The sequence below is a fragment of the Cupriavidus necator A5-1 genome, from assembly GCF_000744095.1.
GTDB lineage: Bacteria > Pseudomonadota > Gammaproteobacteria > Burkholderiales > Burkholderiaceae > Cupriavidus > Cupriavidus necator_A.
The window spans coordinates 1,337,944-1,350,838 of sequence record NZ_JQLI01000001.1 but is presented as its reverse complement, the minus strand read 5'-3'; the positions used below and the strand labels follow the sequence as shown (position 1 = coordinate 1,350,838).

9 protein-coding genes are annotated in these 12,895 nt (G+C 59.8%); all 9 read left to right on the top strand.

What is annotated here, in order from left to right; all coding sequences use genetic code 11:
• Positions 1-230 precede the first annotated feature (230 nt).
• The 9 genes from K307_RS05930 to K307_RS05890 all read left to right on the top strand — a co-directional run bounded on the left by K307_RS05930 (position 231) and on the right by K307_RS05890 (position 12,865).
• Positions 231-1,151: a haloalkane dehalogenase gene (locus K307_RS05930; protein ID WP_080744913.1), complete on the top strand. Its 921-nt coding sequence runs from the start codon at positions 231-233 to the stop codon at positions 1,149-1,151.
• Positions 1,148-4,114, top strand: coding sequence for an FAD-binding and (Fe-S)-binding domain-containing protein (locus K307_RS05925; protein WP_051974693.1), 2,967 nt, complete (start codon positions 1,148-1,150; stop codon positions 4,112-4,114). Before K307_RS05930 ends, K307_RS05925 begins: the two co-directional genes overlap by 4 nt.
• 35 nt (positions 4,115-4,149) lie before the next feature.
• Entirely contained in the window at positions 4,150-5,097 is a 948-nt protein-coding gene (locus K307_RS05920; RefSeq protein WP_230625523.1) for a dihydrodipicolinate synthase family protein, read from the top strand.
• 68 nt (positions 5,098-5,165) lie between these two features.
• Complete coding sequence (locus K307_RS05915; protein ID WP_042876933.1) at positions 5,166-6,407, top strand: MFS transporter; 1,242 nt, start codon at positions 5,166-5,168, stop codon at positions 6,405-6,407.
• 13 nt (positions 6,408-6,420) lie between these two features.
• A complete protein-coding gene (locus K307_RS05910) occupies positions 6,421-7,683 on the top strand; it encodes an FAD binding domain-containing protein (protein WP_051974692.1) in 1,263 nt (420 codons plus the stop codon).
• Positions 7,680-8,939, top strand: coding sequence for an LVIVD repeat-containing protein (locus tag K307_RS05905; RefSeq protein ID WP_042876931.1), 1,260 nt, complete (start codon positions 7,680-7,682; stop codon positions 8,937-8,939). Before K307_RS05910 ends, K307_RS05905 begins: the two co-directional genes overlap by 4 nt.
• Before the next feature lie 196 nt (positions 8,940-9,135).
• On the top strand, positions 9,136-10,212 hold the full coding sequence (locus tag K307_RS05900) for a porin (protein WP_051974691.1): 1,077 nt from the start codon (positions 9,136-9,138) through the stop codon (positions 10,210-10,212).
• Positions 10,213-10,214: 2 nt separating this feature from the next.
• On the top strand, positions 10,215-11,525 hold the full coding sequence (locus K307_RS05895) for a chloride channel protein (RefSeq protein ID WP_051974690.1): 1,311 nt from the start codon (positions 10,215-10,217) through the stop codon (positions 11,523-11,525).
• Between the two features lie 1,013 nt (positions 11,526-12,538).
• Positions 12,539-12,865 (top strand): hypothetical protein, encoded by a 327-nt coding sequence (locus tag K307_RS05890; RefSeq protein ID WP_042876929.1) that lies wholly within the window; start codon positions 12,539-12,541, stop codon positions 12,863-12,865.
• The last annotated feature ends 30 nt before the right edge of the window (positions 12,866-12,895 follow it).

Genomic DNA, 12,895 nt, shown 5'->3' with positions numbered 1-12,895 from the left:
GAGTGATTGGCCACCCCTTTGCAATTACAAGGGGTGTTGTGCGGGGGATGCGTCGGCTCGAGCATCACGCGGCGATGGGTATTCACAAAACTCATGCAAGAGCCGAATTCTTTACGCTTGCGACGGCTCCCGGCCGAGACCAAACTGCATCAAAGCGTAGACACCGCGCTTGCAAGCCATTCATAGCGTGAATGCGTCTTCACCAACCGTGAATCAGAACCGGAGACAACATGACATCGGCCAACGCTGCGCAGCAGCACGACAAAACTATCAGCGCAGATTTTCCGTTTCAGATGAAGCGCATCCCGGTGCTCGACGCCGAGATGGCCTACGTCGATGAGGGCGAGGGCGATCCGATCATCTTTCTGCACGGTAACCCCACGTCGTCCTACACATGGCGTAACGTCATTCCGTACGCGCTGCCTTTCGGACGCGTACTCGCTCCGGACTTGATCGGCATGGGTCAGTCGAGCAAGTCTCCGAGCGGCTCGTATCGGTTCTTCGATCACGCCGAGTACCTGGATGAATGGTTTGCCAAGCTCGGCTTGAACCGGAACATCATCCTGGTCATCCAGGACTGGGGCGCCGCCTTGGGCTTCGACCGAACAAGCCGTTTCCCGGAGAGTGTGTCGGGCATCGTCTATATGGAAGCCATGGTGCGCCCTCGTCTGTGGTCTGACATGCCGCCGGAACGTCAAGCTTTCTTCAAGCGCCTACGTGGCCCAGAGGGCGAAGAGATGGTTCTGCGTGACAACTTCTTCGTCGAGAAGATGCTGTTTGAGTACGGCGTGCTGCGCAAGCTGACCGATGAAGAGAAGGCGGTCTATGCGGCGCCGTTCCAGACGCCAGAGTCGCGTAAGCCCACACTATTGTTTCCGCGGGACATTCCGTTTGATGGCGATCCGCCCGACGTGCACGCGCGAGTTAAGCGCTACAGCGATTGGATGGGCGCAAGCCATCATCTGCCCAAGCTGTTTATCAACGCAACCGAGGGCCATGGAACTGCTGGCGCGGCGCGGGAACACTGCCGGCAGTGGCCGAACCAGACCGAGGTTACGGTAGAGGCCCGGCACTACGTGCCGGAGGATTGCCCGCACGAAATCGGCGCAGCGTTGACCACGTTCCTCGAACGTGTGCGGGGACGTGCATGATGTCGGAAACGCCACTGCACGCCGCGTTACGAGAAGGATTAGGCGCCGCGGTGCGGTTCGATACGGCGCATCGCGCGGTGTACGCATCCGACGCCTCGAACTACCGCCAGGTGCCCATCGGCGTTGTCGTACCGGATTCGCTCGATGACTTCATCGAGGGCGTCAAGATCTGCAGCGCCCATGGTGCACCGATACTGACGCGCGGCGGCGGAACCTCAATGAATGGGCAGGCGGTCAACGAGGCGGTCGTCTTCGACATGTCGTCGAGGTGCAATCACATCATGGCGCTCGACGCCGAAGCTCGGTTCGCGGTTGTCGAGCCAGGGGTGGTGTGCGATGCGTTGCGGAATGCGGCAGAACAGTACGGTCTGACGTTCGCCCCGGATCCGTCAACGCATAGTCGTTGCACGATTGGCGGCATGGTCGGGAACAACTCCTGTGGGCCGCATTCCGTCATGGCCGGGAAGACGCTTGAGAACGTGGAAGAGCTCGAGATTCTGACCTATGACGGAGAGCGCTTCTGGGTCGGCCCAACAAGCGAGACTGAGCTCGAAGAGATCATTCGCGCTGGCGGCCGAAAGGGACAGATCTATGCAGATTTGAAGGACTTGCGAGACCGGTACGCGGACCTCATCCGTGCCCGATTCCCAGCCATCAAACGACGTGTATCCGGCTTCAATCTGGACCAGTTGCTGCCGGAGAACGGTTTTAACGTGGCGCGAGCGCTGGTTGGAACTGAGGGAACGTGCGCAATGACACTGCACGCGCGTCTGCGTCTCGTGACGAGTCCGTCCGTGCGTGTAGTGCTGGTACTCGGATTCGATGACATCTACGTCGCTGCCGATGCAGTTCCCGAGTATGAGAAGTTCGGGCCAATCGCGATCGAAGGATTAGACCGCGCCATTATCCGGGGTCTCGAGGCCCGGAATCTTGCCCAAGCAGAAATCCAGTTGCTGCCGCCCGGGGACGCATGGGTCGTGATGGAGTTTGGCGCGAACACGTTGGACGCTGCAGTGGAACAAGCCGAACGTGCTGCAGAGTATTTCCGCAATCGCCCCCAAGGGCCACGTCCCAGCACGCGGGTGGTGCCGGAGAAAGGCGTGCAGCAGCGAATCTGGTCCATCCGGGAGAACGGGGCGTCCGCTACCCAACTGTCGATTGATCCCAACGTCCCGGATCCGCAAGTGGGCTGGGAGGATGCTGCCGTCGACCCGCACCGACTTGGCGATTATCTGCGCGCGTTCCAGGCGTTGGTCGACCGCTATGGCTATAGGACGTCGCTGTTTGGCCATTTCGGCGACGGATGTGTACATGCTCGCGTAACTTTCGATCTGCGCACGAAGGCCGGCGTAGCCCACTTCCGCGAGTTCACGCGCGAGGCCTCGGAGCTTGTCGTTGCCTATGGCGGGTCGCTGTCCGGCGAACACGGCGACGGCCAAGCGAAGGCTGAGTTCCTTCCCATTATGTTCGGGGAGGAGTTGGTGGGTGCCATGCGTGAGTTCAAACGCATCTGGGATCCGCTTGGCAAGCTCAATCCCGGCAAGGTCGTCGATGCGTATCGCGTCGACGAAAATCTGAGAGCCGGTCCAAACTACAAAGTCATTCCCATTGCGACGACGTTGCAGTTTCGCAGTCAGGAAGGCAACGGATTCCAGCGTGCTGTAGAGCGGTGCGTTGGAATGGGGCGGTGCCGTTCCGCTAAGGGCGGGACGATGTGTCCAAGCTATCGCGCGACACGGGAGGAGCGCTACTCAACACGGGGCAGGGCGCGGTTGTTGTGGGAAATGCTCCAAGGGGATGTGGTCCGCGATGGTTGGAAGAGCGAGGTCGTAAAGGAAGCGCTGGACAGCTGCCTAGCCTGCAAAGGCTGTCGCAGCGACTGTCCAACGCATACGGACATGGCTTCTTACAAGGCTGAATTCCTGTCCCACTTCTACGAGGACCACAACCGTCCGCGTCAGGCGCTGTCGATGGGCAGAATCGGCGACTGGGCCCCTCTGGCATCGAAGGCTCCGGCGCTAGCGAACTTTTTGACGCAAACGCCAGGTGTTTCGGTGATTGCGAAGTGGGTGGCAGGGGTTTCGCAGGACCGGGATCTCCCGCGCTTTGCTCCGCGCTCATTCCGTGCGGGGCACAAGCGGCAGCATCGAGGGATCACGCAACCCAGGGTCGTGCTTTGGGTCGACACGTTTTGCAATCACTTTCATCCGGAAGTGGCTGAGGCCGCGGTCGCCGTTCTGCGCCACGCTGGCTTCGCGGTGGATGTCCCGGAAGAGCCGCTCTGCTGTGGGCGCCCGCTTTACGACTTTGGCTACCTCGACCTTGCTCGCGACAAGCTGGCGCAGATCCTGGACGCGTTGGATCCACTTCTCGACGATGGTGGGGACGAGGAGCCGGTACGTCTGGTCGGACTTGAGCCGGGTTGTCTATCAGTTTTCAAAGACGAACTACCGAAGCTGTTCCCAGATGATCCCCGAGCGCGACGGCTTGCGGATCGAGTAATCCTGCTGGGCGACTTCCTTCTTGAGCGGGACTACGTCCCTCCACGTCTAGAAGCTGACGTGCTGGTGCATGCGCACTGCCACCAAAAATCGCTCTTCGGAACCCAGGGCGATATGGAAATGCTCGAGCGGAGCGGGGCGCGGGCGACTTTGCTCGATAGCGGTTGCTGCGGCATGGCCGGCTCTTTTGGCTTTCATCCCGATCACATCGAGCTGTCGCGCGGCGTGGGAGAGCAAGTCCTACTGCCGGAGGTACGCAAACAGCCAGCGGACACGGTGATTCTCACGAACGGCTTCAGCTGCCGGGAGCAGATCCGCCAGGAGACTGGCCGGGAAGTCTTGCACCTGGCCGAGCTACTTCATCGGGCGCTTAAACATGGCCGCCATGTAGGTGCGGCTTCGGCAGGCAACGAACACGCCAGCGACGTGCTGGCGCCAATTGCAGCGCAGGACATTGGCTGAGTGCCATTGTTCGTTATATCAGTAAGGAGACATCTGTGACATCTGTTGCATTCCAGCCGCGGCAGGACCGGTTGCGTGGCGTGCTCGCCCCGGTGCTGACGCCGTTCACGGCGAACCTCGATCCGGACTGGCCGGCTTTCTTCAACCATTGCCAGTGGCTGCTGGAGAACGGCGCTAGCCTCGCGATCTTCGGCACTAACTCCGAGGCGGCTTCGTTGTCCGTCGACGAGCGCATTGCGATGACGGATCGCCTGCTTGAGGCAGGCATTCCGGGGCCACGCCTGATGCCCGGTACGGGTAGCTGTGCGCTTTCCGACACGGTTCGTCTTACGCGCCACGCGGTAGAAAATGGTGCTGGCGGTGTGCTTGTGCTGCCGCCGTTCTATTTCAAAGGCGTATCGGACGACGGTCTGTATGCGTACTACGCGGAATTGATCGAGCGCGTCGGCGATGCTCGTCTCGCCATGTACCTGTATCACATTCCGCAATTGACACAGGTCCCGATCTCACTGTCGCTCATTGAGCGGTTGCTCAAGAAGTACCCACAGGCGATCGCCGGCGCAAAAGACTCCTCGGGTGACTGGGAGAACTCGCGGGCAATGATCGAACAGTTCTCGGGCGAGGGCTTCGACGTGTTCCCGGCAAGTGAGTCGCTGCTTTCAAGGGCATTGCCAATTGGCGGGGCGGGTTGCATTAGCGCGACCGTCAACATCAACCCTCATGGAATTCAGGCGCTGTACGAAGCACTGACGTCGGGCAACGAGCAGGACGCGTCCGCACTGCAGGGCGAGGTAGACAAGGTCCGCCAGATCTACCAGTCGACGGCGATGATTTCGGCGATGAAGTACACACTTGCCGCAGCGCTTGGCCATTCGTCGTGGGCCACCGTGCGACCGCCATTAGTACCCATGGCCAGGAAGGATGGGGCAGCGCTGCTTGCTCGCTTGGACTTGGCTAGTTTTTCCCTGAACCGCATGCAGTAGGCGGGACGCGGCCGCAGAGCCGCGCTGCCAGGACACGTAGATGAACACAATATTCAAGGAGACAAAAGATGGCCGCAATCGAAACGATTCCGTACGGCGCTACCGACGTCGAGCCGAAGACTCGCTACAGCAAGTGGCGCGTCTTGATGTTCCTGCTCTTGCTGGGCACGTCGTATATGTTCAATGCAATGGATCGTCAAGTATTCCCTGCATTGCTCGGTAGCATCCGTTCGGCGTATGGACTGACCTTACCGCAAGGGGGGCTGGTCAGTACGATCTTCACCATCAACGTAGCGATTTTCGCAGCGCTGAGTGGCTGGTTCATGGCCAAATTCGGACGGCGTCACGTGCTCTTGGGAGGGCTGATCGCATATTCGTTCTTTACGCTGGCCACACCCTTTGCCAGCGGCTTCGTGAGTCTGACAGTGCTGCGCGCTTTGACGGGATTTGGGGAGGCTCTCCAAGTCGGCGCTGTCTTCGCATGCATTGGCGGGTACTTCGGTGCGAACCGCGGCGCTGCCATGGGGGCAATGCAGACCTTCTTTGGGCTTGGTGCGTTTTTGGGGCCGGTACTCGGAACTCGGCTAGAGGCCTGGGCAAATGGGTGGGAAATCTCGTTCTACGTCTACGGCGCGGCAGGTATTGTCATGGCGCTCATTGCCGCCGCGACGCTGCCGCGTGATTTCACGGAGGCCGGTGAGGTAGTCCGGGTCGCGCGCACTGCAAGCGCTGATGAGCCGTCCATTTGGTGCCGAAATGTCGTACTTGGCTCGATCTCGTTCGGCCTGGTTGGCCTGACATTCTTCTCCTACACCGCGCTCTACGCGAGCTATCTGCACGGCGCCCTCAAGTTCTCGTCGGTGGACGCCGGATCTGCTCTCGGCATGTATGGGATTGGGGCGATGTGCGGTGTTATCGGCGGCTGGATCGGAGACCGAACGGGCCATCGCAGCATTGTCGTGGCTCTGCTGATTCTAGGTTCGGCCGGGTATCTGCTGTTCCACGGGTTCACGTCATTCTGGCTGCACCTGGCGATGTCGTTCGTATTCGGCCTGATGGTCAGCGGCTTCCTGTTTGCACGGTTCATGTCGGTGGTGCAGCGTAGCTGTGCACCGAGCAAGATTGGTCAATGTGGAGCAGTGGCTCTGGCCGCGTTCTACCTGCCTGGACCGTTTGCCGGATATCTGTTTGGGGAGCTCGTAGGGAAAGTGGGCTGGTCGTCCGCGTCCTTGTTCATGGTTGTGGTGCCGCCGATTGTGGGCGCCCTGCTGATGAGCTTCGTCAATTATTCCAAGGTTCGTCAACACTAAGAGGAGACATGTTATGCAATACGCAAACAATTCTGGGCGCCAGCGCCGAGCCATCATTATCGGTGGCTCGATGGCAGGCCTGTTTGCGGCCACGTTGCTGCGCAAGGCAGGCTGGCGTACCGACATATATGAGCGCACTGAGGTGGAGCTGTTTGGCCGCGGCGCAGGTATCGTCACGCATGATGATCTGATTCAGACACTGGAAAACAGTGGCGCAGACCTGAACGACTTGGGTGTGCACATCAGCGAGCGCATCGCGATCGACCAGGAAGGAAACGTAGTCGAGCGTCTTCACTACGACCAGATTGTGACGTCGTGGGATCGACTGCATCAGATCATGCGTTCCACGATCCCGGCGGATTCGCACCATCTGGGCTACAACCTCAAGGCAATTGAGCAGACCCCGGATTCGGTTACCGCAGTGTTTGAGAGCGGTGTCCGCGAAACCGCCGACCTGTTGGTGGGCGCCGATGGCTTCCGTTCAACCGTGCGCGGGATCGTCGCCCCCGAAATTCAGCCGATCTACGCTGGCTATGTCGTTTGGCGTGGGCTGGCCGAAGAAGCCGATATTCCACCCGAGGCCCACGCGGCAGTGTTCGACAAGTTCGCGTTTTTCCTGCCTCCGAACAACAAGAACATCGGATATCCGATCGCGGGTCCGAACAACGACCTTCGCCCCGGCCATCGGCGATTCAACTGGGTGTGGTACCGACCAGTTGATGCGTCTCAGCTCGATGACATGCTGACGGATAGTGACGGTCACCGTTACGACCTGTCGATCCCGCCGCCGAAGGTGCGTGCGGACGTTATTGAGGCCCTGAAGGAAGATGCACGGCGCATGCTGCCGCCTGCGATGCGCGACATCCTGATGTGCGTGGAGAAGCCGTTCTTCACGCCCATCTACGATCACCTGTCGCCGAGTCTCGTGTACGGGCGTGTCGCGCTCATTGGCGATGCCGCCGCAGTATGTCGGCCGCACATCGGCATGGGCATCGCCAAGGCCGGCTCCGACGCCGAGGTGCTCGCGCAGGAGCTCGCTGGTGTGGTTGATATTGACGAGGGCCTCGCGCGATTTGATCAGTTACGGCAGCCAATCGCTTCGCGCTCGGTGCAACGAGGCCGGGATCTGGGCGAATACATGCTCAAGCATGTCGACCCGTCGGAAGGGCAAAGCGATCCGCATTGGCGCGAGTTCCACAGCGTGTCTGGAATTCTGAAGCACACGGCATCGTCGGAGTTCCTTCGCCGGCCCGAATCGCATGGAGATGAAAAGTGAAACGTTCCGATTTGCTCGTGCCGGATTTGGCGCGGAACATGCAGCTGATCGGCCATTCAGACCAGGGCGGTCGGCCGGACGCAGTGCAGATCATGGTCCACCGTGGCTATGCCTATGTGGGGCATATGTTCTCCAATGGCTTTAGCGTGATCGATGTGCGCGACCCGAGTCAGCCGCGCGCTGTGAATTATGTTGCTGCGCCACCGAGTACTTGGAACATCCACCTTCAGACGCATGACGACCTGTTACTTGTCATCAACGCCAAGAACATGTTCGCCGCGCAGGAGTTCCAGGATGAAAAGGCCTACTACAGCGGCGCGCTCGGCCAAAAGGTTGGGACGGCTGACGGCAAACGTGCAGAGCGCGATTGGCGGGCCGGTTTGGCTGTCTACGACATTTCGCGTGGTGGCGAGCCTCGCGAAATCGGGTTCATGCCGGTGGATGGAGGTGGCATTCACCGTGTCTGGTACACCGGCGGCCGCTGGGCTTACGCGTCCGCGCTGATCGATGGCTTCACCGATTACATCTTCATCACCATCGACATGTCGGATCCGACCCGCCCGCGCGAGGCCGGACGTTTCTGGCTTCCTGGGATGAACCTGGCAGCCGGGGAGTCGCCTGACTGGGACCCGGCGCGCAGGCACGGACTGCATCATCCCATTGTCCATGGTGATACTGCCTACTTGGCGTGGCGCGATGCGGGGATGGTGATTCTGGACGTCAAGGATCGGACCAAGCCGCAACTGATCTCGCACAGGAACTGGTCGCCCCCGTTTGGTGGAGGCACTCACAACTGTCTGCCGCTTCCTGACCGCGACCTGCTTGTCGTACTGGACGAGGCTGTGCTTGATCATCAGGAAGATGGTGAAAAGCTGGTCTGGATGTTCGATATCCGTGAACCCGCGAACCCGGTGAGCATCTCGGCATTTAAGTCGCCGACCGACGTCGCCTACAAGGCCAAGCCAGGACATTTTGGCCCGCACAACCTGCATGAGAACCGTCCAGGCAGCTTCGTTAGCTCCGAGTTGATCTTCACCACATATCAGAACGCAGGTGTTCGCGTGTTTGATATCCGTGACAAGTATGCGCCGCGTGAAGTAGGCGCGCTGGTGCCCCCGGCGCCGGCGACGCTGGTCGACTCGCGTCCGAATAGGCCGCAGGTCATTCAGTCCGCGGATGTTTTTGTGGACAGCAATGGAATGATCTACAGCACGGACTACAACGGCGGTCTCTACGTCATGGAGTTCCTCGGCTAACGATATGTGCGGTCCGGCCATTGGCCCGGACCGCACCGTGCTAGCCGTTTCAACAGCCCTGGCCTGACGGTTCGTTTCGCGCACTACCGAATGCGCTGCTTTGCGATCCACGCAAGCGGCGGGGGAGCGTTCGTTCGCGCGAAATCTATAGCCGATAACCAAGGCACTTTCGACCCGAGCAGTAAGGAGGAGACATATGAAAATTCGACAACATAAGCTTGCTTTCAGCAATCGGGTCCGCCAGGTCTGCGGGGTATTTTCGCGCAGAGCTTGGCCGGTGGCAGCTGTATTGGTGGTTCCGTCGGTATGCCAGGCGCAGGCGCAGGGCGTGCAGATCTACGGCCTGGTCGACTCGTACTTGGGGAGCACCAAGCTAAGTGGCGCGAGCCACTCCACTGTTGGCGTGGAGGGCGGTGGTATGCAGACTTCATTCTGGGGACTGGCCGGTACGGAAGACCTCGGGGCGGGTCTGAGAGCGAACTTCCGCCTTGAAGGCTACCTGCAGCCTGATACAGGTATTGGCGGCCGAAATCCGACCGACGGCCTGTTCGCGCGTAACGCCTATGTGGGCCTCGAGCACCAGCGATTTGGTGAGGTGCGCCTCGGACGGCTGGGAAATCCGTTGTTCCTTGCAAGCGGCTTGTATGATGCGTTTGCGTTCTCCACCAAACTTTCGCCCTTCAACAACATGCTGTGGACGCCGGCCGAGGGACGGTACGTGGCTGGCGATACTGTCTGGAGCAACGCAGTCGGCTACTACTCTCCAGACTTCGGAGGTTTCAGCTTCCGCGGTCTCTATAGTCTTGGCGAGCAATCGGGAACCAACGCCTCGAACAATGCGGGTGGTATGTTGCTCTATGACCGCGGACCGTTCTCTGCCGCGTTCGGGATCCAGCGCACACGGGTGGGCCCGGGTCTACCCACTGGCAGCTGGGCTCAGACGGCGATGCTTGGTGGCGTGTCCTATGACTTCTCGGTCGTCAAGTTGATGGCGACGTATGCCCATACGAGCACGAGTGGCGCCTCCACCCTGACCGACACGGCTCAGATCGGCGCGACGGTTCCCGTTGGCAACGGAAAGTTTCTGTTGTCGCTGGCGAGTTCACGCGTGCGAAGCGACGTCATGAAGGATTACCGGCGCCATGCAGTGTCGGGCGGTTACGACTACGCGTTCTCCAAGCGCACCGACGTCTACGGCGCAGTCATGTTCGACAAAATCACTGGCACTGGGAGCGGAACCACGTTCGCAGCCGGCATCCGTCATAAGTTCTAGGCATGGCTTTGTCGATGCATAGCTTGGCAGGCACTGCGCGTGCCTGCTGGTTCTTGTGGCCTGGGGTCGTGCTGGTGGGGGCGGTGGCCGTGCTGTATGCGTGGGCGATGGTGTCCGCGCATGCGGCAATGATGACATTGGTTGGCGCCTTCCCTTCGGCATTACTGGTCATCATGCCGGCAGCAGGTGCTGCGTGCGTCTGGATCACGAGACGATGGTTTGTCGGCGCAGAAGGTAGCGGTTTGCCTCAGACGATCGCTGCGCTTGACGGTGACTTGGCGACGCAGCGCTGGCTACTCAGCTGGCGCTTGCTGCTGGGAAAAGTTGGACTCTCGGTCTTGGCAACTGCCGCCGGGTTTCCGATTGGCCGGCAAGGGCCCACGATCTACTTGGGCGCTGTGATCATGCATGAGATCCGTGCACGCGTTCCCCTGCTGCAAAGGTGGTCGGCCTCGGAGGTTTCGGACCGGCAATGGATCGCCTTGGGAGGAGCGGCTGGACTCGCGGCCGCGTTCCATACGCCTCTGGCTGGGGTCACGTTCGCGTTGGAGCAACTGCTGGTCGGTGAGGAAATCCGCGGCCGTACTGTTGCGCTACTCCTGATGGCAACGTTTGCGGCCGTTGCTGTCCCTCTTCTTGCCGCCTCCGGAATTGTGGCCCCACAGATCCCGCCTGGCATCCGAGACGGGCAGCTGGTCATGGCTGTTCTGTTGACTGGTGCGGCTACTGGGCTGGCCGGAGCCGGCTTCGCATGGATGCTAGTGCATAGCACGCGTTGGCTGCCGGTTTGGCTGGTGGCCCTTCGAACTGGACGCCCTGTGATCTTTGGTGCTGCGTGTGGGCTGTTTGTTGCCCTGCTTGCGATGAGCTCGCGGGTCAGGATTCTGGAGAGTGCTGAGCAGGTTGTGCACAGGATCTTGGAAGGTGGAGAATTCTTCCCGGTCGAGGTATGCGCAAGATGGCTCGCCCTTCTCGCTACGGCTATTGCGGGCATCCCCGGTGGTGTCTTCGTACCATCCGTTTCGATTGGGGCAGGTATAGGAGAAGTACTGCATCAGATCATGAACTCTGTCGACGTCCAGTTTTTTGTGACCTTGTCCATGGCGGGCTACCTTGCAGCCTTGACGCGGGGCCCGTTCACGGCGTGCGTAGTTGCAATAGAGCTGTCTGGCTCACTGCGGGCTTTGTTCCCCATACTTGCTACTTGTCTCCTCGCCGCCTGGATATCCGCGAGCTTTACCCCGCCGCTGTACCGTGCGCTTTCGATTTCCTACAAGGGTGAGAGTCCGCCAAAGAGGGGCGGCCACGCTTAGCCAGTGGCCCTGGGCGATTCTCTAGCGTCATGTGGTGTATGCTGCAGGAAAGACGTCTGCAACCTCCACTGGAAGGCTGCCCCGTGCCCCTGGCTTTGTCTGGTTTTCCGTTGCTCTCCATGACAAGTAATGATTTGTGTCTGAATCCCAATGTTCAGGCGTTGCGCGAACGCGCCGAGGCGATCTTGTTTGTTTGAACGCAAATGGCCCGCTTTGGAATTCGTGTGGAGGACCTCCAGGCCGCAGGCTGCTTTCGGGAATCGCGGGAACCGTTGGCTGTGGCGCGAAACACGGCGCGATTCGGAGATGCCCTTGGTCATACTTGGGACGGTGAAGGCGAGGTGCCTGCATGGCTGCAACGCGCGGTGAATGCAGGCCAGACGGTTGAACATTTTCGCATTGGAGCCGCAATTTGACGGGTGGCCGGCGACCTAACGGCAGAGATCAACTGAGAGACTCGCCGAAGTGCTGTCGAGCCTGGTTTGTCCTACGTCGATGCCGTCGCACCTGATCGCGTAGGTGCAGCGTGTCAAGCACTGACTTTCTGAGGCTGGAATCGTGTGGAACACAGTTTTCCGCGCGGAACAATCGCCCGGGAATTGCTATAGCGATCCCCCCGGATGTACTACGGGAGCGCGCCCATAGCCGTGGAACAATTGGTGGCATTCCCTCAACCATCCGTGAAAGGGTATGCATGAATCAACAGCAATTCGAAGAAGCTGTAGCGGCCATGCTCACTGGCTTGGGAATATGCCCTTGCTGCGGTGATCGACAAGTTAAGCGGTGAGGACCCGATTAAATGCCAGGAAATGGTCGACCATCTGCGGGTGGTTGCTAACCCTGTTTCAGGCCTACACGACCTGCGCCAGCGCCTGACTGTTGCGATGGTGATCAATCAGCTTGCGAACATCGTGGAAAATGTGAGAGGCCAGCACCATGGTGTTCATGACGAGATTGACGGACTGCTCCATTGAGTGCTGTCCGCGCCAAGCCGCCCCGGTCGTCACCGGGGAATGAAGTCAGATCTGGGGTCTTTGCCCGGCGTGGGCGTTGCGTACTACGAGCGTCCGGAGACCCCCTTATCGTCCAGCGCTTTGCTGGGTAACAACATGGATAATCAACAACTCCAGGCCCGACTGAGCGCTCTTGAATTTCTGGTCCTCGAACTCGTGGGTATGCACGCCAATGACACTGAGTTTGTCAACGGGCTAAAACAACGGGCAGAGGCCTTCATTGCGGTGCCAGAGAACCAGCCAATCGATCTGGCATATCTTGGACATTTTTTGGATCGGCTCGACCTTTTCGTCTCGCATCTGTCACGATTGACCGTCTGGTGTTAGCAAAGTCGAGCCGCTCCGGTCGTTTCGCAG